Below are 23,542 nucleotides of genomic sequence, written 5' to 3'. Positions count from 1 at the left end.
TTAATAGAACGGGCCTATAAAGTTTAAGGAACAAATTTTATAGGCACGCTATCTTTACTTTTTTCGTGTTCAGTTACCCGCGCTAAATATTCACTCCACAATGTATCTTGTTGCTGTTGTAGTTTTTCAAAGTAGCGCCAGCTAAATAGTCCGCTGTTATGGCCATCGTCAAAATCTAAACGAAGTGCGTAATGCCCAACAGGTACAATACTTTTTATTCCTACAGCTTGCTTATTAAGTACTAGCTTCATTGGGCCAGAGCCATGGCCCTGCACTTCAGCTGAAGGGGAGTGTACACGTAAAAACTCACAGCCAAATACAGCTTTACTGTCATCATCAAAGTAAACATCTAGATTTTTACTTACACTGTGGTAATGCACTTTTATTACGTGTTTCATTTAATATATCCCATTAAAAAGCCCCCAATCTGGAGGCTTTTAGTATAACGTTTATATTCGTTTTATAGAATAAAGCGGCTTAAGTCTTCATCTTCAACAAGTGCACCTAAGTGTTTTTCAACATAAGCGGCGTCGATTACTAATGACGAGCCTGCTTTTTCAGAAGCATCGTATGAAATTTCTTCCATCAATCTTTCCATTACAGTGTGTAGACGACGAGCACCGATGTTTTCGGTTTTCTCGTTAACTTGCCAAGCTGCTTTGGCAATACGCTCAATTGCATCGTCGCTAAACTCAATCGATACCTGCTCAGTTTTAAGCAGCTCTCGTTGTTGCTCGGTAAGCGATGCATGAGGCTCTGTAAGGATGCGTTTAAAGTCATCTGCAGTAAGTGCTTCAAGTTCTACTCGAATCGGTAAGCGGCCCTGTAGCTCTGGGATCATATCTGATGGCTTTGCCATCTGAAACGCACCAGAGGCAATAAACAGCATATGGTCAGTTTTAACCATTCCGTGCTTAGTATTTACAGTTGAACCTTCAATTAGCGGTAGTAAGTCGCGCTGAACACCTTCTCGGCTCACATCTGGACCTGAAGAATCGCCGCGCTTACAAATTTTGTCTATTTCATCAATAAACACAATACCGTTTTGCTCTACTGCAAAAATAGCTTGCTCTTTTAGCTCTTCAGGATTTACTAATTTAGCGGCTTCTTCTTCCGTTAATAGTTTGAAGGCTTCTTTGATTTTTAGTTTACGCTTAGTGCGCTTATCGCCGCCCATGTTTTGAAACATGCTTTGTAGCTGGTTGGTCATATCTTCCATACCAGGAGGCGCCATAATTTCTACGTTTGGTTGTGCTTGTGCTAAATCGATTTCAATTTCTTTATCATCTAGCTGACCTTCACGTAGCTTTTTACGGAACGTTTGGCGAGTTGATGAGTTATCATCACGCTGCGTTTCGCCGTATTGATCTTTCGCTGGTGGTAAAAGGGCATCTAAAATGCGCTCTTCTGCTGCTTCTTCGGCGCGATGTTTAAATTTCTTAGTCTGCTGTTCGCGAGTCATTTTAATTGATACATCGACTAAATCGCGGATGATAGTCTCAACTTCTTTACCAACATAGCCAACTTCAGTGAACTTAGTCGCTTCTACTTTAATAAAGGGTGCGTTAGCAAGTTTTGCTAATCGGCGGGCAATTTCTGTTTTACCTACACCGGTTGGACCAATCATTAAAATGTTTTTTGGTGTTACTTCGCTGCGTAAATCTTCTTTGAGTTGCATGCGGCGCCAGCGGTTACGAAGTGCGATAGCCACTGCTTTTTTTGCTTTAGCCTGACCTATAATGTGCTGATCTAGCTCGTGAACAATTTCTCTTGGGGTCATATCAGACATGATAGTTCCTATTATAATTCTTCGATTGTTTGGAAGTTATTAGTAAATACGCAGATGTTGCCTGCAATAGTTAAGCTTTTCTCTACTATTTCACGAGCGCTTAAATCTGTATTTTCTAAAAGGGCGGTTGCAGCTGATTGTGCAAAGTTACCACCACTGCCAATTGCAATTAGGTCGTTTTCAGGTTGAACCACATCGCCATTACCGGTAATAATTAAAGAGGCTGTTTCGTCTGCAACAGCGAGCAGCGCTTCGAGTTTTCGAAGTGCACGGTCGCTGCGCCAATCTTTAGCCATTTCTACTGCGGCTTTAGTCAGGTTTCCTTGGTGCATTTCTAATTTGCTTTCAAAGCGTTCGAAAAGAGTGAAGGCATCAGCAGTACCGCCGGCAAAACCAGCGATTACTTTGCCATTATAAAGACGTCGAACTTTACGGGCGTTGCCCTTCATTACTGTATTACCAAGAGACACTTGGCCATCGCCGCCAATTACAACCTTGTCGCCACGGCGTACACTTACGATAGTAGTCATGTTATTCCTCATCATCGAGCTGCAGAGGCAACTCGTAAAAAACGATTATGAAGAGGTTATATGGGTGAATGGTTTATTTTCAAGTCCAGCCCCAAATTCCGCAGCCGACTATTTTTACACGTTTAAGTTTGTTTTTATCACTTTCGGCTTGGCGTTTGGTTTTATATGGGCCTAAGCGCACTTTATACCAAGTACCATTGCTGCCTTCAGCCTGTTTTATTTCAGAAATGAGGCCTGCAAATGCTATTTTAGCTTTTAGCGATTCCGCTTGTGCGTGGGTTTTAAACGAACCACACTGCATAACGTAAGGACCTTTTTGCTCAAGTTCTTTCACTTCAACTTGAATCTCGTGGTTTCTAATTTCTTTAATAAACTCTGGTGTGCGTGGAATAACCACTTCTACTTTTGCGGGCGCAGTGGGGTTTGCTTGTTTTTCGACAAGTTTTGGATCTGCATTACTTTTTATAAACCATAATGTATAAGCAAAACCACCGACGAGTAAGATGGCTATGACAGCTAAAAGAATAGGAAATGGTTTTTTAGCGGGTGCGTTTTTTTTACTGTTTCTGCCTGCAGGCTTTTTGTTAATATAATCGTGCTGTGCCATGGTGTTATTTTGGCCTTAACCTAAATCATGTCTATAGGGTCTACGTCTAAGCTCCAGCGTACTTTTTGTGCAAGTTTACTTGAACTTAAATAATCAACCATTTGCGCAAGGTACTGATGTAATATGCGACGATCTTGCGCTTGAATATGTAATTGAAAACGATACATACCTGCGACTTTTTCAAGTGGAGCAGGGATCGGACCGAGCAATTGTATACCAGATACCCCATTCACAGGAACCAAATCCGTCAAAAAATCGACGACTAGCTTAATGCTGTGTCCTTGTGCACGGACAATAGCCATATTTGTAATGGGTGGTAAGTCTGCATCATCGCGTTCACTCAGTGCAAAGCGAGCAAAGTCTTGGTAACCATTATTAACTAAGTCTTGTAAAAGTGGGTGTTCTGGAAAGTGTGTTTGTAATAATACTTGGCCAGGCTCCCCTGAACGCCCAGCTCGCCCCGCGACTTGAGTAACTAACTGTGCTAAATGCTCTGTTGCCCTAAAGTCGCATGAGTATAAACCGCTATCTACGTCTAAAATTATAACAAGGCTTACATCTGCAAAGTGATGGCCTTTGGCAAGCATTTGTGTGCCTACTAAAATGCGTGCACCGCCTAGGTTTATTTCATCTAGTGCTTTTTCAAGGCTGCCTTTACGGCGAGTTGAATCGCGGTCTATGCGAGTAACGGGTGTATCTGGAAACTCGGTCGATAAAAACTCTTCAATTTGCTCTGTACCTTTGCCATTTGGAAATATTTGCGTGCTTCCACAATCAGGACATTGGTGAGGAACAGGGTATTGATCGCCACAGTGATGACAAATCATTTGCCCAATCGCTTTATGAAATGTGGCGCTGGTACTGCAGCGTTTACATTCACTTAGCCAGCCACATTCATGGCAAATAAGAGTGGGTGAAAAACCTCGACGATTCAAAAAAACCATAACCTGTTTACCGCGATTTAAGTGTTGGCGCATAGTTGCAAGGCTTGCATGTGCAATACCTGCTTGGTCGGGTTGGCCTTTCATATCGAGTAACTTAAATTGGTTGTCTGTCGCAGTTTGCGCGCGCTCGGTTAAACTTAGTAGCTGATATTTGTTATTAATTGCTTTGTGAAGTGTTTCAAGTGCGGGTGTAGCACTGCCTAATATAAGTGGTATTTTATGCTGAAAAGCTCTGTATGCGGCCAAATCACGAGCATGGTAACGAAGGGTATCTTGTTGCTTAAATGATGAATCGTGCTCTTCATCGACAACTATCATACCGAGTTTTAAAAATGGCAGAAAAATACTCGAACGTGTGCCTATAACTATTGCACAACTGCCTTTTTCGCAAAAACGCCATGTTTGCAATCGCTCGTTGTCGGTAAGGGCTGAATGCCAAAGCATAATGGGTGTATCAGGAAAGCGGCGACGAAAACGGTTTACAGTTTGTGGCGTTAAGCCTATTTCTGGCACTAATACTAATGCTTGCTCGCCACGTTTTAATACTTCTTCTAGGCACTGTAAATACACTTCTGTTTTACCACTGCCAGTTACGCCCTCTAATAAAAAGCTGCTAAATCCATTGCTTTGATTTATTGCTGTACAGGCAACCGCTTGTTCTTTATTAAGTACAGGTTTACTACCGACAGTTGGTGCAACGCTTTGCCATTGGTTATCGTGTTCAATAGTTTGCGTAATGAGTTCTTTATCTATTAGGCTATCTATTGTTTTTTTACTAAAGCCAAGAGCTTTTAATTCGGTTAACGATGATTTCCCCGATTGCGACAACTGCTTTAATAAATTGAGTTGTGTTTTGGCTTTTAATGACGGTACTTTTGAGCCTTTTTCTGTCAGAGCAACCATGTTAATACTGGTTTTATCTGGCGATTCACCTTGGCGAAGTGCACTCGGTAGCGCTATGTGAATAGTTTCGCCTAAGGGATAGCAATAATAGCGGGCAGTAAAGCTAAGGAGTTCTAAATGTTGGGCGCTTAAAATAGGGGTGTCGTCTATTACCTCTATAATATTCTTAATTTTATCTAAAGGGACGTCGGTACTGTTTTTAATACCCAGAACAACAGCTACTTTTTTTTGATTACCAAAAGGTACTAAAACCCGCATGCCCGGTAGTATGGGTGTTGATAAGCCACTGAGCTGCTCTTCTATTTTATAATCAAAGGTGCGTGGAAGCGGGACTTTAATAGCAACTTCAACAAAACTCATAACAACTCAACCCGTAAAATTAATGCTGTAATGTACTAAAAATACCGCTAAAAACCTACTAGCAATAGTACTTGAGAAAGAGATTGTTCACTTTTTTAGCGAAAAGATAAATAAATACTTGTGCAGGGGAAGGTTGTTGGATAAAATCCGCCACCAACAAATTTGTTTTAACGACGTATGGTGCCAGACTTCGGGTTTGGAGAGCGATGCGGCCTTAACTAGAGGTTCCTATGAAAGAAGGTATTCACCCTAAGTACGAAGTAATTTCTGCAACATGTTCATGCGGAAACAAATTCGAAACTAGCTCAACTCTTTGTAAAGACATTCACTTAGACGTATGTTCTGCGTGTCACCCGTTTTACACTGGTAAGCAAAAGATTTTAGACACTGGCGGCCGTGTTGATCGCTTCAACAAGCGCTTCGGTGCACTTAGCAGCAAGAAGTAATTATTGCTGTTTAGTTAAAAAAAGCACCTTAGGGTGCTTTTTTTGTGTCTAAAATTTACTACTTCTTATCTTATTTAGCTTGCTCGAGCTACATCACACCTTGCATAACTATTTCCTATTCTTATTCTGAGTATGCATAAACCTTTGCAGACAAATTGATAGATATTCTCTATATTTTAAATAGTACAAATTTTAACTAGGTTGATAAAAGTAGCTAACGTGGGCTTATCTGTTTTTAAAGTAGTGTAGTAGGCTGTTATTTTAAGTTTATGATGATACGTTAAACATACATTTTTTTAATATTTTAATAGACATAAACGCACCTCAAAACTTACTTTTTTGGTGAATTTTTATTTATCAAATGTTTATATAATCCTGCAAAGTTACTGAAAAACCTCTTAAAATTAAAGGATATAGCATATAACAGGATAGACCTGATATTGCTTGGAATTTAAAAATAATAAGGGTATCGTACCCCAAGACTCCACCTCTCACTTTAACTTAAATTGCAGGATACCATCGCGTTATGTCTGACTTTCGTGAACAAGCACTACATTATCACTCACATCCCGTACCTGGTAAAATTAGCATTGAGCTAACAAAACCAGCTGAAACAGTTCAAGACTTAGCCCTAGCTTATAGCCCAGGTGTCGCTGAGCCTGTACGTGAAATTGCCGCAGATCCTGCAAATGCATATAAATATACCGGTAAGGGTAACATGGTTGCGGTTATCACTAATGGTACTGCAATTTTGGGCTTGGGTAATTTAGGTCCTTTAGCGTCTAAACCAGTAATGGAAGGCAAGGCGTTATTGTTTAAACGTTTTGCAGGGCTTGATTCTATTGATATTGAAGTAAAGCACAAAACAACAGAAGACTTTATTAACACGGTTGCCAATATTGCTGACACATTCGGTGGTATTAACCTTGAAGATATTAAAGCACCAGAGTGTTTTGAAATTGAAAAAGCATTAATAGAGCGTTGTAGCATTCCTGTTTTTCATGATGATCAACACGGCACCGCTATTGTTACGGCTGCCGGCATGTTAAATGCACTAGAAGTACAAGGTAAATCAATTGAAGATGCAATAATTGTATGTTTAGGTGCAGGCGCTGCTGCAGTTGCGTGTATGGAACTGTTAATTAAGTGTGGTGCACTGCGTGAACACATTTATATGCTTGACCGCAAAGGTGTTATTCATACTCGTCGCGATGATTTAAATGAATATAAACAGCTTTTTGCTAACAATACCGATAAACGCACATTGCAAGATGTAATTGCAGATGCTGATGTGTTTGTTGGTGTTTCGGGTCCTAACTTGTTAGCTGCCGAAGATTTAAAACTAATGGCAGAAAAACCGGTCGTGTTTGCATGTTCAAACCCAGATCCAGAGATCGATCCTGCACTTGCTCACGGCGCACGCAACGATTTAATTATGGCAACAGGGCGCTCTGATTACCCTAACCAGGTTAACAATGTTTTATGTTTCCCGTTTATTTTCCGTGGTGCACTTGATGTACGTGCAAGCGCGATTAACGATGAAATGAAAATTGCTGCAGTTGAGGCTATTCGTAGTATTGCCAAAGAGCCTGTACCTGCAGAAGTTTTAAAAGCCGCAGGCGTAGATAAGCTAGAGTTTGGTGCGCAGTATATTATTCCAAAACCAATGGATCCGCGTTTACTACCGCGTATAGCTAAAGCTGTAGCACTTGCTGCGGTAGAGTCGGGTGTTGCGCAAATTGACTTGCCTGAAAACTATATGGCGTAATATATAACGCTTAAACAAAAAAACCTCAGCAATGCTGAGGTTTTTTGATTAAAAAGGTAACGATTTATTCTTCGTTTAAAATAGGCACTTCTAAACCCATTTCTTGCATTATCTTTTTAACTTCTTCTGGTACTTTTTCTGCGTTGTCTTTACGTAGGTCATCGTCATTTGGTAAAGGTTGGCCAGTAAATGCATGCAAAAACGCCTCACATAGCAATTCACTATTTGTTGCATGGCGAAGGTTGTTGATTTGACGACGCGTACGCTCATCCGTTAAAACTTTTAATACATTTAGCGGGATCGAAACGGTGATCTTTTTAACTTGCTCTGATTTTTTCCCGTGTTCTGCGTATGGGTGAATATACTCACCATTCCATTTAGCCATAAGATGTATCGTTGCCTCAGATTATTAATTTCTCACACGGTATAAAAAGCGTGTAAATATGCGTGAAATTCTATCGATTTAAAAAAGATAGTCAAATAATAGATACCAATCTATCTTAATAAGCCTATTTGGGATGTAAAAATAAGCTCACTTTTGTGAGCTAAAATGTGGTACTAGCAAACGCCTTTCCTAACTTTAGCCATCTAGAGCTTTAAAATACTTTGACTTATTAAAACGGATAACTTACTCTTTTAGACGTCTAAACATCCAAATTAATCAGGTGACGAATATGAGCGAAAAAAACAAAGCGACCATTGCTGTACGTAACGGCGTTGATGCTGATAAACATCATGGTGCAGTGGTGCCGCCAATTTATTTATCAACGACTTATTCGTTTGCCGACTTTGATACCAAGCGTGAGTATGATTATGGCCGCAGTGGTAACCCTAATCGTGATATTTTAGCAGAGACGCTTGCTAAGCTTGAAGGAGGCGCTCGCGGCATAATTACGGCCACTGGTATGGCAGCCGTGCATTTAGCTACTCAGCTACTTAACAGTGACGACACGTTAGTAATTCCACATGATTGTTATGGTGGTAGCTATCGTTTATTTACATCGTTACAAAAACGCGGACTATTGAAGCTTGAAGTATTAGATTTAACAAAAGAAGAAAGCCTTCAACAAATTTTAGCAATTAAACCTAAGCTTATTTGGATAGAGACTCCAAGTAACCCAGTACTTCGTTTAACCGATATTAAAGCGGTTACCGATGTTGCTAAGCAATGCGGTGCATTGGTTGCCGCAGATAACACGTTTTTGTCTCCTGCCTTACAAAACCCTATTAAGTTTGGTGTAGATATTGTGGTGCATTCAACTACTAAATATATTAACGGGCACTCAGATGTAGTGGGCGGCGCTGTTATTGCTGCAACACAAGAGCTTGGTGATGAGCTTGCTTGGTGGGCAAATAATATTGGTATTACGGGCGCTCCTTTTGATAGTTATTTAACGCTTCGTGGTCTACGTACTTTAAATGTGCGCTTAAGGCAGCACCAAGAAAATGCGCTAGCAATAGCTAAGTACCTTGAAAGTTCCAATTTTGTAAGCCAAGTTTACTATCCTGGACTTGAGTCGCATCCTCAACATGAACTTGCTAAAGCACAACAACTTGGCTTTGGTGGCATGGTTAGTTTTGATATTAAAGGCGATATAAACGACGCGGCAGCATTTTTAACTAGCCTTAAAACGTTTAGTTTAGCTGAGTCACTAGGTGGCGTAGAGAGCTTAATTTGTCACCCTGCAACTATGACGCACGCAGGTATGGAGGCAAAGGCACGTTTAGAAGCGGGTGTGGGCGATACGCTTATTCGTATTTCGGTTGGGATTGAAGATATACACGATTTAATAGCTGACTTTGAACGAGTATTTGAACTTGTAAAACCAGGGCAAAATAAAAATGTTGGCCGTGTAGGCAAAGGTGCTGGCACTTCTGGTGGAAACGTTAAATTAAGTGCAGCCCGTCCAGCGCTTTGGTAATTAATACCAATCCGCAATAATACCTAATCAATTTGAGGGATTAAACCGCACGATAACATCGTTAAAAATTCCTAATATAGAACAACTAAATAACGAAATTTTTGCCTTGTTATCGATACGGTTTTCTTACCTCAAAATAGACAACTTAATTAAGCGAATTGGTATAAATATGGTCAATTGTGTACATAAATTTGGTGGTTCAAGCTTAAGCTCTAGTGAGCGCTATCAAAGCGTAGCTAAAATAATTATTGGGCATACTCAGCCGGGCGACTGTGTTGTGGTGTCTGCTGCAGGTAAAACTACAGATACACTTGTGTCGTTGTGGCAAAGTTATCAGCTGCAAGACACGCAAGCTGTCGCTGATATTTTACTGCAGTTAAATAACCATCAAAGCGATTTAATTGAGCAGTTATTACAAGCTGATTTAAAGCGCTGCGCACTTAGAACACTAAATACCGAGCTTAGTAATATTGCAGAACTTGCTCAAGCTGAGCAGCTAAAAGAGGCTGCGTTACTTGCGCACGGAGAACTGTGGTCAGCACGTTTACTCGCTACTTATTTACAGCAGCTAAATATTGAGGCGTGTGCTCAAGATGCCCGTAGTCTTTTTACCTTAAACGATGGTGAATTAATGCATGCGCAAAATGCGCAGCAATGTCGACAGTCAATTTTACCTAATAAGATAAATATTGTTACTGGGTTTATTGCCGCCGATACGAAAGGTGAGACCGTAACACTTGGACGCAACGGTAGCGATTATAGTGCAACACTACTTGCAAATTACTGTGATGCTAAGCAGGTATGTATTTGGACCGATACACAGGGTGTGTTTAGCACTGATCCTCGAAAGGTAAAAAAGGCGATTAAGTACGGCAAAATTTGTCGCGGACAAGCTAACTTATTAGCTCGTTTGGGTAACCCTGTATTACATGCAAAAACACTATCGCCACTTAAAAACAGCGATATTAAGCTAGCTGTTCGTAGTAGTTTTGATGTGCAAGCAAGCCCAACAGATATAGTAAAAGAAGGTTCAGCAAAGAAAAAGCGCTTTATAACCACGCTGCAAAATGTTGATTTGTTAATGGTTGAAGGATTAAGTGAAGGTGAGGTCGCAAGCGTTAGTCAGCTTATTCAGCATAGCCTTCATCATTTTAACCATAATGGTGAAGTGTATTTAGTAGTACCGGCTGCACAAACATATCAAGTTATTAATTACTTTGCTGGTAGAGCTAATATTAGTGAGTCAAATTTAAATGGCTGTGCAATTATTGCCCCTGAGCAAGACGTTAGCGTATTAAAACTGCAAGCTTTAGAGGTATTAGCTGAGCAGACTATAAAACCGCGTTTTGTGCATCAAGATAATGGTTATGTTTTATTACTAACAGACCAATTTATAGATAGCGATATACAAAGCGCCTTACACGATAAGCTAATCAATAAAGGCCAAGAAATAGCCGTTATAGTTGCGGGCCTTGGCAATGTAGGCGATGCTTTTATTGAGCAGTTATCGGCACAATTTGAGCGTTTATCAGACGACTTTAGTATTAAATTGGTAGCGCTGGTTCGCTCTAAACATATGTTATTTAATGCAAGTGGCATAAATATATCGCAATGGAAAACTCAATGGCAGCATGAGGCGAATAGCTATGAAGCTGCGGATTTACTTAATGCGATAAGCGAGCTTGACTACGAACATAAAGTTTTAATTGATATTACTGCAAGTGAGCAGTTTAGCTTTTTATATACAGATTTTGTAGACCGAGATTGTCATTTAATTAGTGCTAACAAATATGCAGGTACAGCACCTACTTCTTGGTATAAAGCACTTCGTAGTAACCTTGGCGAACGTAATTTACATTGGCGATATAATACAAGTGTAGGTGCAGGCTTGCCTATCAATTTTACTTTGGCTGATTTGCAAAATAGTGGTGATAAAATTACGCGTATTGAAGGCGTGTTCTCGGGTACGCTTTCGTGGTTATGTAGTAAGTATGATGGTACCACTGCTTTTTCTGAGTTGGTATTAGAAGCTCAGAAAATGGGATTCACAGAGCCTGACCCTCGCGAGGATTTATCTGGACGAGATATGCAGCGTAAGTTACTTATTTTAGCCCGAGAGTTAGGTATAGAGCTTGAGCTTGATGATATTAGCTTATCGGCATTAATGCCCGGCGATCTTGCGCTAGGAAGCTGGGAAGACTTTCTAAACAATAAAGCCCAGCTAGATGCGTTCATTGAAGAGCATGCTGATACAGCAAAAGCTAATAACTCAGTACTGAGATACACAGGCCTATTAGATATAACAAAAACTGAAGTTATCGCTAAAGTAGGAATTACGTATGTGACCAATGGAGATGTGTTAGCAAACCTTACACCTGGCGATAATATTTTTGTAATTAATAGCAAATGGTATAGTGATAACGCGCTTGTGATTCAGGGGCCTGGGGCTGGGAAAGAAGTAACCGCTGCGGGTGTACACTCTGACTTATATTGGCTTGTTCAAAACTTAAAATAAGCCATTATTTAAATTAAAACGGCAGCTTAAATAAGCTGCCGTTTTTTGTATTACAGAGATATTATTAAAATAGCTCTTCTTCGGTTTTTGTGTCTTCTTCAAATATATCGTTTGGCTGAGATAGCACATACTTTGTCGGTGCAGTGCCTTTTTCGAAGTATTCAAAGCGGCTGGTGTAGTCATTTTTGTGGCTTAGCAAACCAGTGGCTAAATCAATACGAATCGAAACAAGCCCCTCAGGTGGCTCAATTGGCGCTTCAGGTGTTCCCTCAAGTGCGGCTTTCATAAATTCAATCCATGCAGGCTGCGCTGTTTTAGCCCCCGATTCAGCACCAGATATTTGGCTGCTATCTAAGTTGTTATTGTACGTAGAACGGCCAAGAGCGTTACCTGGGTTATCAAAGCCCACCCACACAGAAGTCATTACTTTACTGTTAAAGCCACTAAACCAGGTGTCTACAGAATCGTTTGTTGTGCCTGTTTTACCCGAAAGATCACGACGTTCTAAAGCTTGTGCGCGCCAACCTGTACCACTCCAACCCGTTTTATGGGCCCAACTACCGCCGCCCCAAATACCACTGTGCATTGCATCAGCAATTAAAAATGCATTCTGCTTAGAAATAATTCTCGGTGCACATTTTTTTGTTGGCTCCACTTCATCACTACTATTATGAAGTGAGAATTCATTATGTGTTGGTAAAGACTCTTCGTCACAGGCAAGGGCAGGGTTTGCTTTAAACAATACATTACCGTAAGCATCTTGAATTTCTGAAATAAAGTAAGGTTCAATTAAGTGGCCACCATTGGCAAATGCACTCATGCCACGAGCAAGTTCAAGTGGAGTAATGGAAGCACTACCCAGTGCTAGTGATTCACTGCGATTAATGTCTGAATCTTTAAAGCCAAACTTTAATAAATGATCAGCTGTACGTTGTAATCCAACGCCGCGTAGTAAGCGCACCGAAATAACGTTTTTAGATTGTGCTAAAGCACGGCGAATTCTTATCGGACCATTATATACAGCAGGACTGTTTTTGGGACGCCATGCTACGCCTTGGCTTTTATCCCATTGGTTTATAGGAGCATCGTTTAATATAGACGCAAGCGTGTAACCTTTTTCAAGTGCTGCTGAATATATAAAAGGTTTTATATTAGAACCTACTTGACGCTTTGCTTGTACCGCTCGGTTATATTGACTTTGTTCAAAGCTGTAACCACCTACAATAGCTTTAATTCTGCCATCTTGTGGGTCGAGTGACACAATAGCACTTGATGCTTCTGGTATTTGGCTTAGTAAGTAGCTGTCATCTTCATTTTTACGCACCCATATTTGCATTCCTGGCGTTAAAATATCTGTAGCTGCTTTTGGAGCAAAACTTTGGCGGTAACGAGTAATATATTTACGCGCCCATTTTAAGTTATCCCAAGTAAGAGTTGTGCGCTCGCCACTTTTAAGTAATACCGACGCTGTTTTATCATTAACACTAAGCACGGCTGCTGCTTTCAAAGTACCCAACTCATTTACGCTTTGTAATTTATTGAGTATTTGTTGCTCAGTTAAAGCAGGTTGTGTTTCAGGGTCCCATAAAACATCTGTTGGTCCTCTAAAACCATGGCGCATATCGTAATTATGTAAGTTATTTACAAGTGCGTTTTGCGCTGCTTTTTGAACTTTAGACTCTACCGAGGTGAAAATTTTAAAACCTGAGTTGTAAGCTTTATCTATTCCATAACGCGAGACCATTTCAGCGCGCACCATTTCAGAAATATACGGGGCGTATAAATTTATTTCAGCACCATGAAAATAAGCGGTGATAGGTTGGCTCGTTGCTTCGTTATATTCTTCTTGAGTAATATAATTTTCAGTTAATAAACGCCCTAAAACAACATTTCGGCGTGCTTTTGCACGCGTTGGGTTACGAATTGGGTTTAAAGCTGAAGGGGCCTTCGGTAAACCTGCAATCATCGCCATTTGTGCAAGTGTTAAATCTTTTAACTCCTTACCGTAATAAACTTGTGCTGCAGCACCAATACCAAAAGCGCGATTACCTAATTCTATTTTATTAAGGTAAAGCTCTAAAATTTCGTCTTTTGTTAATACACCTTCAATATGTAGCGCTATAAATATTTCTTTAACTTTACGAATATATGCTTTTTCGCGAGTTAAAAAGAAATTACGAGCAAGCTGCATAGTAATAGTACTTGCGCCTTGTTTTTTCTCGCCGGTAGATATAAGAACAATAGCCGAACGCACAATACCTATAGGATCTATGCCTATATGATCGTAAAATCGATTATCTTCTGTCGCTAAAAATGCATTAATGAGTGTTTGAGGAATTTCATCAATAGTCACTGGAATACGACGCTTTTCACCAAATTGATTGATTAAAAGCCCATCTTTTGTGAATACTTGCATAGGAGTTTGTAATTGCACGTCTTTTAAAACTTGCACACTGGGGATATCAGGTTTAACGTAGTAATAAAGACTGACCAAAGTGATCAGACCAATTAACACACAAATGATAAAAAATTGTAAAGTTCGTTTTAATAAAATCACTTATATTTCCCTAAATGGACTCCCAATTGCGAGTTTTGACTGCTAGTATATATTGATTAAAAAATGAATAATATTTTTTCAGATAAAAATTATAACTTGTTTATTATTAAAACAAAGGCCAAGTTGAAACATGCTAAGTCAACTATTTCAAAAACCGTCCCCGATGATGGTAGGAATTGATATTGGATCGCACTCTATCAAAGCGGTGCTTTTACGTGAAATTGAAACTGGATTTCGACTAGAAGCACTTGCAATTGAGCCGATGCCAAAAGGTGCGATGAGTGAGCGCACAATCCAAGATATTGAAGCGATTGGTAACGTTATTACAAAATTAAGAAAAAAATTACCGAAGTCGTTAAAATCTGCTGCAGTGGCTGTTTCTGGCCAAACAGTTATTACAAAAGTGATCTTCATGGATGTATCGTTAACAGATGCTGAACTTGAATCGCAAATTGAAATTGAAGCTGATAGTTTAATCCCTTACCCACTTGATGAAGTGAGCCTCGATTTTGAGAAGCTTTCGACGAATGAGGCCGATCCTAGCAAAATGAATGTTTTGCTTTCGGCTGCTCGTACTGAGAGTGTTGAAGCACGGGTGGGCGCTTTAGAAGCCGCAAATTTAGAGGCCAAAATAGTAGATGTAGAAAGCTACGCATTGAGCCGTGCTATGGACGTTTACTATCAACAATTACCTAGCGATGCATTTAATAAGTGTGTGGCTGTGGTCGATATTGGCGCAGTTTTAATGCTTGTGAGTGTTGTGCAAGCTGGGGAAACCATTTATACCCGTGACCAAGTTTTTGGTGGCGATCAATATACAAATAGTATTGTTGCTTATTATAATAAAGGCTTTGATGAAGCCGAAATAGGCAAAACATCAGGTGATTTACCGCCAAACTATACCTTTGAAGTATTAGCCCCTTTTCAAACTTCGTTACTTCAACAAGTTCGCAGAGCTGTGCAAATGTTTTTAACAACCAGTGGTAAAGAGCAAATAGATTATATTGTATTAACGGGCGGTACATCGATGATAAAAGGTATCGACCGATTGCTTATTGAAGAACTCGGTATCCACTCAGTTGTTGCAGAGCCTTTTGTAAATATGGAAATTTCCCCAAAGGTAGACCGTAATATAATGCAGCGTCACAAAACGCAGTTTGCAATTGCAACAGGGTTGGCATTAAGGAGTTTTTCAACATGCCACATATAAATCTACTGCCTTGGCGTGAATCACAACGCGAAGAATCGAAAAAGAAATTTGTAACTATACTTGTTGGTGTCGTTATACTTTGTTTTGCAAGTATGTATTTATTAAGCTCTTTTTATAGTGCCTTAAAAGACGGTCAAAACTTAAAGAATAATTATTTAAGCTCAGAAATTAGCATGCTAGATAAAAAAATAAGTGAAATACGAAGCTTAGATAAAAGAAAGGAAAATTTACAACAGCGTATGAGGCTCATTGAAGAATTGCAAAGCAGCCGTAACTTGGGTACGCAAATAATGGATGAAGTTGCCAAAATAGTGCCAGGTGGTGTTTATTTAACAAAACTGGAGCGCAAAGGCAGCCAAATACATGTTTTAGGACGTAGTGAATCTAATAATCGTCTATCAACAATGCTCCGCCAAGTACAAAGCTCATATTTACTAGAGAATCCTTCAATGCAGGGCATTGTTGCAGGCGATCAATCTTCGCGTTTACTTAGTGATTTTAATATGGAATTTTATGTAAAACCATTTGATAAAATTGGTGAGGTTAGCGATGAACCTTGATTTTAAAGCACTGAGTGAAATCGATTGGAATGAAATAGAGCTTGATAACATTGGTGATTGGCCAATTGCTGTTAAAGCAATTTGCTGCACATTTGTTGCGGGCCTTGTATTGTTTTTTAGTTATAGCCTATTAGTTTCTGATGAAATTGACAGCTACCATAGTGCCGTGGCAAAAGAAGTTGAACTACGAACAACTTATCGAACTAAGTATGCAGTAGCGAGCAAGCTTGAAATATATCGTCAACAAATGATTGAAATGGAAGATAAGTTTTCACAGCTATTAAAGCGTCTACCCACTTCGAATGAAACTCCTGGTTTACTTGATGATTTATCATATGTTGGGACAACGAGTGGTCTGACTTTTTTAAAAATAGGTTGGCTGCCAGAAGTTGAAAAAGAATTTTATACCGAGCTGCCTATTAAAATCGAAGTAATAGGTAGCTACCATGAGTTTGGTGAGTTTGTAGGTAAAGTGGCCCAGTTACCCCGAATTGTAAGCTTACATGACTTTTCTATTTTATCATCGGGCGATAAACAGTTAACATTCAGTGTTGTTGCAAAAACATATCGTTATGAAGAAGGGGTTAAAAAATGAAACTCCTTCGTGTAGTACCTTTAGCTATAGTATTTGTTTTAGCTGGTTGTAATGATGACACTTCTGAGCAAAAAGAATTTATTGATCAGGTAAAAGCAAGCACCACACCAAAGGTTGAGACGATTCCTGAACTGACAAAGTTTGAAATATTTGAGTACAGTGCTGGTCAGCTACGTAGCCCGTTTGTAGCGCCTCAGCCTGAGATTATTCAAAATAAACTAACGCAGGTAAAAAACTGTTTGCACCCAGATCAAGAGCGTCGCCGCGAACCGTTAGAGAAATACCCGCTAGATAATTTAGCAATGAAAGGCACAATTGGCTCTAGTGGACAAATATGGGCATTAATTACAGCAACAGATGACACTTTGCACCGCGTAACGGTAGGGAATTATCTTGGAAGTTATGATGGCAAAGTAAAAAGAGTAAGCAACGACTATATAGAATTAGTGGAATTAATCCCTGATGGGTCTGGCTGTTGGAAAGAGCGCCTGACGAAATTAGAAATGTTAGAGGCGGCAACAGATGGCGCAAATTAATAATAAAAAAGGTAAAAATAGGATGCATAAGGATGTACTTTGGCTTCATCGTATTTCACGGACATTACTGGCTGTTGTTGCTTTAGTCACTGTAAACTCAGCCATAGCTGGGCCATTGCTTTATGATGTTCGTTATAATCCATTACTTAAAGGCGAAACTGAATTACAGCTTGTTTTTGATGAAGAGTTAACCTTTGAACCAAAAGTTCAAGTGTTTAATAGCCCAGCCCGAATCGAAATGTTTTTTGATTCTGCAGAGTTAGAAGTTGGTTTAAATGATGTTGAAGTTAATCAAGCTGGAATTAGCAGTGTTACTAATGTTTTAACTAACAGTGGTTTAAAGGTAACGGTAAACTTAGATAGATTAAAAATTTATGAGACTGAAGTTCATAACAATTTAGTATCGATACGTGTCTCTGATAACCCTCTTACAGAACCTGAAAATGAAGATGTAGTGATGGACTCAGGTGATGAAAGTGGAAATTACATTAACCGTATCCAGTCAATTGATTTTAGACGTGGTGAGAAGGGGGAAGCAAAAGTACTTGTATTTTTACAAGACACTCAAGCTGCAATTGAAGTCCATGAAAGTGGCGGGAAAATTTACGCTGACTTTCATCACACCGATATTTTAGACGATCTACTTTATGAATTAGATGTATTAGATTTTGGAACTGTTGTAAGTAATATTGAGACTTTTAAAGAAGATGGTTTAAGTCGTGTTGTTATCGAACCTAATGCTCAGTTCACGTTTACGTATCAGCAAATAGATAATATTTTAACGTTGACAGTAGAAAAAGATGAAACGCAAAATGCGTACTTAGATGGTGGTGTTGAGTATCAAGGTCGCCCTATGACCTTAAATTTTCAAGATATCTCTGTGCGTGCAGCACTGCAAATTATCGCGGGTTACAACGACTTTAACTTAGTAACCAGTGATTCAGTAACGGGCAATATAACGCTGCGCCTAGATGGTGTACCGTGGGATCAAGCGCTTGACGTAGTACTACGTATTAAAGGGCTAGATAAGCGCATGGATGGCTCTATATTAATGGTAGCGCCTGCAGAAGAACTTGCAGCACGTGAAGCCAAAGATTTAAAAGCTAAACAGCAAGTTGAAGACTTAGAGCCTCTATATAGTGAATACATCCGATTAAACTATGCTAAAGCCGAAAATTTTGCTGATCTATTAAAAACAGATACAAACAGTATTATAACTGCCCGTGGTAGTGTATCTGTTGATCAACGTACAAATACTTTGTTAGTAAAAGATACTGTTAAGAGTATAGAAAACATTCGCCGCATGATTGAAACGCTTGATATTCCAGTGCAGCAGGTTGTAATAGAATCTCGAATGGTAACTGTGCGCGATAACGTTACTGAAGACTTAGGCGTACGTTGGGGCTTTAGTGACCAAGGCAGTAGTGTTGGTATTTCAGGCTCTCTTGAAGGCGCAGAAGGTATTTATAATGCGACATCTACTTCAGATGCACCAAGTATTTCAGACCGATTAAATGTAAATTTACCTATCACTAACCCTGCGGCTAGCATTGGCTTACACATAGCAAAACTGGCTAACGGCACGCTGATTGATTTAGAGCTAAGTGCGCTTGAGGAAGAGAATAAAGGCGAGATTATTGCTAGTCCACGTATAATAGCGGCTAATCAGCAAAAAGCCCGAATAGAGCAAGGTACTGAAATTCCTTATACTGAGTCAGCTTCAAGCGGTGCTACTACCGTAAGCTTTAAAAAAGCGGTACTGAGCTTAGAAGTTACACCTCATATCACACCTGATAATAAAGTAATTCTAGATTTAATTATTACTCAAGATACACGTGGTGATACTGTACAAACAGGTACTGGTGAAGCGGTGTCTATTGATACTCAAGAAATTCAAACACAAGTGTTAGTCGAGAATGGCCAAACCGTAGTACTCGGTGGTATTTTCCAACAGCAAATCATTAATACTACGAGTAAAGTGCCAATTTTAGGTGACATTCCTTACGTAGGAAGACTATTTAAAACCACAAGTGAGTTTAATGAAAAGCGTGAATTACTTATTTTCGTGACACCGAAAATACAAATTGATTAAAATACAGTGGTTTTATGTTAACCAACGGGTGATTATTTAGATTAATTGCTCGTTATATGGCTTTTTATTCTAATTGACTTGAAATACCCCTGCAATTACTGAGATAATCCCCTCCTTAATTTTGGGGCCAGGTCGTTAGGCGGGGTTTTATTTCAAATTTTAGAGTTTGTTTGTACTAAAAGATATGGCTGAGAAACGTAATATATTTCTAGTTGGCCCCATGGGGGCTGGCAAAAGCACGATTGGTCGTCACATCGCTGACCAATTACACCTTGAATTTGTTGATTCTGATCAAGAAATCGAACGCCGCACAGGTGCAGATATTGCATGGGTATTCGATCTTGAAGGTGAAGAAGGCTTTAGACTTCGAGAAGAGTCTGTTATTGGCGATTTAACCGAGATGCAAGGTATTGTACTTGCTACCGGTGGTGGTTCAGTAATGAGCAAAGAAGTTCGAAACAAGCTTTCGGCTCGAGGTATAGTTGTATACCTAGAGACACCTATAGAAAAGCAAGTTGCACGCACGCAACGCGACAAGCGTCGCCCATTACTGCAAACTGAAGAAGCACCTCGTAACGTACTAGAGCGCTTAGCAGAAGAACGCGAGCCCCTATACAAAGAAGTTGCCGATTTTGTTGTACGTACCGATGAGCAAAGCGCTAAAGTTGTTGCTAACCAAATCATCGAGAAATTAGATTTTTAAAAACCAATAATAAGGAAATAACTAAGCATGCTTAAATTAACAGTTAATTTGGACGAGCGAAGTTATCCTATTTATATTGGGGAATCTGCACTTCAAGATAATGGCCGCCTGGTTCACCACATTGGTGATTGTCGGCCTATCATCATTACTAATGACACAATAGCGCCTTTATATTTACAAGCGTTACTTGACTCATTAGCAGATCAAAATCCGCTATCTTTTATTATTCCTGACGGTGAACAATATAAATCACTTGAATGGTTTGAAAAAATATCAGCATTTTTACTACAAAATAACTGTGGCCGAGATACGTGTTTAATTGCGTTAGGTGGCGGTGTTATAGGTGATCTAACTGGTTTTGTAGCAGCGTGTTATCAGCGCGGCGTACCGTTTATTCAAATACCAACGACAGTGCTTTCACAGGTTGATTCATCGGTAGGTGGTAAAACGGCAGTAAATCATCCTTTAGGTAAAAATATGATAGGGGCATTTTATCAGCCTCAAGCGGTTTTTATTGATACACAAACATTACACACCCTACCAGCAAGAGAGTTTGCAGCAGGTATGGCTGAAGTAATTAAGTATGGTCTGATTTACGATACCGAATTATTTGCATACTTAGAGCGAAACGTAGCTAATTTGCAGCAACTAGATGAAACGTGCTTACAGCATATTATTTTTAGATGTTGTGAAATAAAAGCGCTTATAGTTGCGCAAGATGAAAAAGAGCATGGTTTACGTGCTTTATTAAACTTAGGTCATACATTTGCCCATGCAATTGAGGCAGAAATGGGCTACGGCGTTTGGTTACATGGCGAAGCTGTTGCAACAGGCATGGTATTAGCAGCTAAACTTGCCAAGACACGCCAAGATTTAAGCGCAAGTGAAGTTGATCGAATTATTAAGCTGCTTGAGCTATATAATTTACCAACAGAAATTCCAAAGCAAATGACTAGTGAGCAGTTCCTAACGCATATGCGTAAAGACAAAAAGAATAAAAGAGGCACTATACGCTTTATTCTACCTACCCAATTTGGCCAGTGTGCATTAGTTGATGATGTTTCTGATGACCAAGTTAGAGACTTAATCGAGCAGTAAATGCAGTCACAAATTTTACCAAGCCGTGCGGCTTTGGTGGATAGAATCGCACTGCAATTTGAGTACGGACAAAATTTAATAGTTTTACTTGGCACATCGGGGCTAGGTAAAAGTTATATGCTCGAAACCTTCATTACAGATAAATACAATGACTTTAATAAAGCGTTTGTGCAAGTAAGTGCACAAATGACTGACGCTCAGTTAATGAGCGATTTATTAGAGCAAAGCTTTAATTCCCCTTTAGTTGATCATAATTTAAGTTTACCTGAAAACTATTACCAGCTGCTTGAGCAACAGCAGTGCGGACCTTGTTTATGGGTGCTTGATGGCGGTAGGCAATTATCTGAAGAGATACTAATTGAGCTTGAGCTGCTTTCTAAAAATAGCCCTAATACGTTGTATATCATAATTGCATCACAGTCTAAACTTGCTTTAAATGATGCTGTCGAAATTTACTTGGAGCCACTGACGCTTCGAGAAAGCAAGATGTTATTGCAGTGGTACTTTACTGATTTACCTTATGATGAAGACCCTGTTTTTAGTACTTTTTTAGCCGAGGCTCATGGTAATCCCAGCTTATTGCTTGCTTGGCAACCTAGTGAGCACATAGCCGATATTATCGTTAAAGATAAAGTATCTTGGCGATTGCACTTATTGATTTTGATGTTGTTAATTATGCTTTTAATTATTGGTCTGCTTTATAAGTCTGATATGACGCAGTGGTGGCAACAATATTATCAGCAGGAAGAAGCGCAAGTCCTAAATACAGCAACATCTGTAGAGCAAGTAAGTGAGCCGGTTATAAAGCAAAATGAGTCAGTAGTTACCTTAAATGACCCTGAAGTAGTTGAGCCAGATATTGAGCCAGAGAGCGTACACATTAATGATGTGCCTGCTATCATGCAAAGTCTTACCGAACCTGCAAATACCGTTAAGGTATTAGACAATGCTATTGATAATAGCGTTAAAAACAAAAGCAGTGAAGCAGGTGAAGTTGTATCTAAAGCTCTAAAAGTAGAGAAAGTAAATACAGCAGAGCAAACTCAGATAAGCCAAGATAATATTTGGTACATGCAGCAAGCAGATACAAATAGTGTTATTCAATTATTAGCGGTAACTCAGCAGGAAGTTCGCGATAATTTCATTGCTCAATTCAATCTACAGCAGCAAGCACATTCTTACCAAACGAAGCGAAATAATCAAATATGGTGGGTTGTTACATTTGGCAGCTTTGAGAGTATAAACGAGGCAAAATCAGCAATGGATACTTTACCCCCTGGGGTTAGAAAAAATAAACCTTTCTATAAAAAAATTAGTAAAATAAAGCAAGAAATAGCAGTCGTTGATCAGTAAAACACACTGCTTTAGTGTAAAATCGCGCAACACCAGATTGAAGTAAAGAGCCAATGCAGCAAAAAAGTAGAGCCTTCCTTAAATGGGCCGGCGGAAAATACAGCCTAGTTGAAAACATTAATGCGCGATTAAACCAAGCTAGCAAGCATGCTGATACTTTGGTTGAACCTTTTGTTGGTGCAGGCTCTGTGTTTTTAAATAGTGACTTTAAGCACTATATCCTCAATGATATCAATGCAGACTTAATTAACTTATATAAAGAGCTTAAAAGCTCTCCAGATGAGCTTATTAGTGACGCTAAAAAGCTATTTGTTGATTTGAATAATCACGCAGATGCGTATTACGAATATCGTGTGCAGTTTAATCAAAGCCGTGATGTATACGAACGCTCAATCTTGTTTTTATACATGAACCGCCATGGTTACAACGGACTGTGTAGGTATAATTTAAAAGGCATTTTTAATGTGCCTTTTGGTAAGTATAAAAAGCCTTACTTTCCTGAAAAAGAAATGTATTTTTTTGCTGAAAAAGCACAAAAAGCAACGTTCACTTGTTTAGATTACGATGACGTTTTTAAGTTAGTGCCTAACAATGCTGTTATTTATTGCGACCCACCTTATGTACCATTAAGTAAAACGGCTTCTTTTACGTCTTACGCAAAAGGGGGGTTTAATTTAGATGATCAGGCTAACTTAGCTAATTTGGCAGAACAAGCCGCATTTGAAAATAACACACCTGTGCTTATTTCAAACCACGATACCGTGTGGACGCGTAAAATTTATAGCCAAGCATCGCTTGAACAAATTCAAGTAAAGCGCACTATTAGCCCCAAAGGTGGCTCTAGAAATAAAGTTGACGAGTTGATGGCTATGTATTTAGCACCCAAGCAACCACTGCGTAAATTGCGATAACAAAAGCAACAAATAGTACAATCGCAATTAAAATGATGGATAAAGGGGAATGTTGTTTAAAATCGACTTGGCGTTTATTTTCAGACTGAACACCAAAAAATGCAGCTAGCACACTTTGCAACGCGCTAAAAAATTGTAGCATT

At 39.4% G+C, this 23,542-nt stretch carries 21 protein-coding genes; 13 read left to right on the top strand and 8 right to left on the bottom strand.

Annotated elements, in window-relative coordinates:
* Nucleotides 1-23 precede the first annotated feature (23 nt).
* The 5 genes from H5118_RS05995 to priA all read right to left on the bottom strand — a co-directional run bounded on the left by H5118_RS05995 (nucleotide 24) and on the right by priA (nucleotide 5,133).
* A complete protein-coding gene (locus H5118_RS05995; protein WP_182748153.1) occupies nucleotides 24-398 on the bottom strand; it encodes a gamma-butyrobetaine hydroxylase-like domain-containing protein in 375 nt (124 codons plus the stop codon).
* 62 nt (nucleotides 399-460) lie between these two features.
* Complete coding sequence (gene hslU / locus H5118_RS05990) at nucleotides 461-1,789, bottom strand: HslU--HslV peptidase ATPase subunit (RefSeq protein ID WP_024596310.1); 1,329 nt, start codon at nucleotides 1,787-1,789, stop codon at nucleotides 461-463.
* 11 nt (nucleotides 1,790-1,800) lie between these two features.
* The gene (hslV, locus tag H5118_RS05985) at nucleotides 1,801-2,319 is read right to left on the bottom strand and encodes an ATP-dependent protease subunit HslV (protein WP_002958366.1); all 519 of its coding nucleotides are present in this window, start codon (nucleotides 2,317-2,319) and stop codon (nucleotides 1,801-1,803) included.
* Between the two features lie 79 nt (nucleotides 2,320-2,398).
* Complete coding sequence (locus tag H5118_RS05980) at nucleotides 2,399-2,926, bottom strand: SPOR domain-containing protein (protein WP_024596311.1); 528 nt, start codon at nucleotides 2,924-2,926, stop codon at nucleotides 2,399-2,401.
* Nucleotides 2,927-2,946: 20 nt separating this feature from the next.
* A complete protein-coding gene (gene priA, locus H5118_RS05975; RefSeq protein WP_182696195.1) occupies nucleotides 2,947-5,133 on the bottom strand; it encodes a primosomal protein N' in 2,187 nt (728 codons plus the stop codon).
* Between the two features lie 230 nt (nucleotides 5,134-5,363).
* Between priA and rpmE the strand changes: the two genes are divergently transcribed.
* Together rpmE and H5118_RS05965 are read left to right on the top strand one after the other, a co-directional pair.
* A complete protein-coding gene (gene rpmE, locus H5118_RS05970) occupies nucleotides 5,364-5,579 on the top strand; it encodes a 50S ribosomal protein L31 (protein WP_002958369.1) in 216 nt (71 codons plus the stop codon).
* Nucleotides 5,580-6,105: 526 nt separating this feature from the next.
* Nucleotides 6,106-7,347, top strand: a complete 1,242-nt coding sequence (locus H5118_RS05965) for a malic enzyme-like NAD(P)-binding protein (protein WP_002958370.1) — start codon at nucleotides 6,106-6,108, stop codon at nucleotides 7,345-7,347.
* A gap of 64 nt (nucleotides 7,348-7,411) precedes the next feature.
* On the opposite strand, the gene metJ is transcribed toward H5118_RS05965, so the two are convergent.
* Nucleotides 7,412-7,732, bottom strand: a complete 321-nt coding sequence (metJ, locus tag H5118_RS05960; protein WP_002958371.1) for a met regulon transcriptional regulator MetJ — start codon at nucleotides 7,730-7,732, stop codon at nucleotides 7,412-7,414.
* 289 nt (nucleotides 7,733-8,021) lie between these two features.
* Here metJ and metB point away from each other — a divergent pair, with 289 nt between their 5' ends.
* Both metB and metL read left to right on the top strand, forming a co-directional pair.
* Entirely contained in the window at nucleotides 8,022-9,269 is a 1,248-nt protein-coding gene (gene metB / locus H5118_RS05955; RefSeq protein WP_039485856.1) for a cystathionine gamma-synthase, read from the top strand.
* A 169-nt stretch (nucleotides 9,270-9,438) separates the two neighbouring features.
* Complete coding sequence (gene metL, locus H5118_RS05950; protein WP_182748151.1) at nucleotides 9,439-11,784, top strand: bifunctional aspartate kinase/homoserine dehydrogenase II; 2,346 nt, start codon at nucleotides 9,439-9,441, stop codon at nucleotides 11,782-11,784.
* 64 nt (nucleotides 11,785-11,848) lie between these two features.
* On the opposite strand, the gene H5118_RS05945 is transcribed toward metL, so the two are convergent.
* Nucleotides 11,849-14,341, bottom strand: a complete 2,493-nt coding sequence (locus tag H5118_RS05945) for a penicillin-binding protein 1A (protein ID WP_182712150.1) — start codon at nucleotides 14,339-14,341, stop codon at nucleotides 11,849-11,851.
* A 130-nt stretch (nucleotides 14,342-14,471) separates the two neighbouring features.
* Between H5118_RS05945 and H5118_RS05940 the strand changes: the two genes are divergently transcribed.
* The 9 genes from H5118_RS05940 to H5118_RS05900 all read left to right on the top strand — a co-directional run bounded on the left by H5118_RS05940 (nucleotide 14,472) and on the right by H5118_RS05900 (nucleotide 23,399).
* A complete protein-coding gene (locus H5118_RS05940) occupies nucleotides 14,472-15,551 on the top strand; it encodes a pilus assembly protein PilM (protein WP_024596029.1) in 1,080 nt (359 codons plus the stop codon).
* The gene (locus tag H5118_RS05935) at nucleotides 15,539-16,111 is read left to right on the top strand and encodes a PilN domain-containing protein (protein WP_002958376.1); all 573 of its coding nucleotides are present in this window, start codon (nucleotides 15,539-15,541) and stop codon (nucleotides 16,109-16,111) included. Before H5118_RS05940 ends, H5118_RS05935 begins: the two co-directional genes overlap by 13 nt.
* Nucleotides 16,101-16,706 carry a type 4a pilus biogenesis protein PilO gene (locus H5118_RS05930; protein ID WP_024596028.1) on the top strand — a complete coding sequence of 202 codons (606 nt, stop codon included), beginning with the start codon at nucleotides 16,101-16,103 and terminating at the stop codon, nucleotides 16,704-16,706. Before H5118_RS05935 ends, H5118_RS05930 begins: the two co-directional genes overlap by 11 nt.
* A complete protein-coding gene (locus H5118_RS05925; RefSeq protein ID WP_182748149.1) occupies nucleotides 16,703-17,242 on the top strand; it encodes a pilus assembly protein PilP in 540 nt (179 codons plus the stop codon). The genes H5118_RS05930 and H5118_RS05925 overlap by 4 nt, the downstream gene beginning before the upstream one ends.
* Nucleotides 17,229-19,334, top strand: coding sequence for a type IV pilus secretin PilQ (locus tag H5118_RS05920; protein WP_182748147.1), 2,106 nt, complete (start codon nucleotides 17,229-17,231; stop codon nucleotides 19,332-19,334). The genes H5118_RS05925 and H5118_RS05920 overlap by 14 nt, the downstream gene beginning before the upstream one ends.
* Before the next feature lie 184 nt (nucleotides 19,335-19,518).
* On the top strand, nucleotides 19,519-20,037 hold the full coding sequence (aroK, locus tag H5118_RS05915) for a shikimate kinase AroK (RefSeq protein WP_004589350.1): 519 nt from the start codon (nucleotides 19,519-19,521) through the stop codon (nucleotides 20,035-20,037).
* Nucleotides 20,038-20,064: 27 nt separating this feature from the next.
* Nucleotides 20,065-21,135, top strand: coding sequence for a 3-dehydroquinate synthase (gene aroB / locus H5118_RS05910; protein WP_182748145.1), 1,071 nt, complete (start codon nucleotides 20,065-20,067; stop codon nucleotides 21,133-21,135).
* Entirely contained in the window at nucleotides 21,136-22,488 is a 1,353-nt protein-coding gene (locus H5118_RS05905) for an SPOR domain-containing protein (RefSeq protein WP_182748143.1), read from the top strand.
* A 53-nt stretch (nucleotides 22,489-22,541) separates the two neighbouring features.
* Nucleotides 22,542-23,399 (top strand): Dam family site-specific DNA-(adenine-N6)-methyltransferase, encoded by an 858-nt coding sequence (locus H5118_RS05900; protein WP_002958383.1) that lies wholly within the window; start codon nucleotides 22,542-22,544, stop codon nucleotides 23,397-23,399.
* On the opposite strand, the gene H5118_RS05895 is transcribed toward H5118_RS05900, so the two are convergent.
* Nucleotides 23,356-23,541, bottom strand: coding sequence for a DUF2970 domain-containing protein (locus H5118_RS05895; protein WP_002958384.1), 186 nt, complete (start codon nucleotides 23,539-23,541; stop codon nucleotides 23,356-23,358). The genes H5118_RS05900 and H5118_RS05895 overlap by 44 nt on opposite strands.
* Nucleotide 23,542 lies beyond the last annotated feature (1 nt).

Source organism: Pseudoalteromonas sp. SR41-1, from assembly GCF_014164015.1.
Classification (GTDB): Bacteria; Pseudomonadota; Gammaproteobacteria; order Enterobacterales; family Alteromonadaceae; genus Pseudoalteromonas; species Pseudoalteromonas distincta.
Note: the sequence above shows the minus strand (reverse complement) of the source record. Positions and strands in the feature narration are given on the sequence as shown.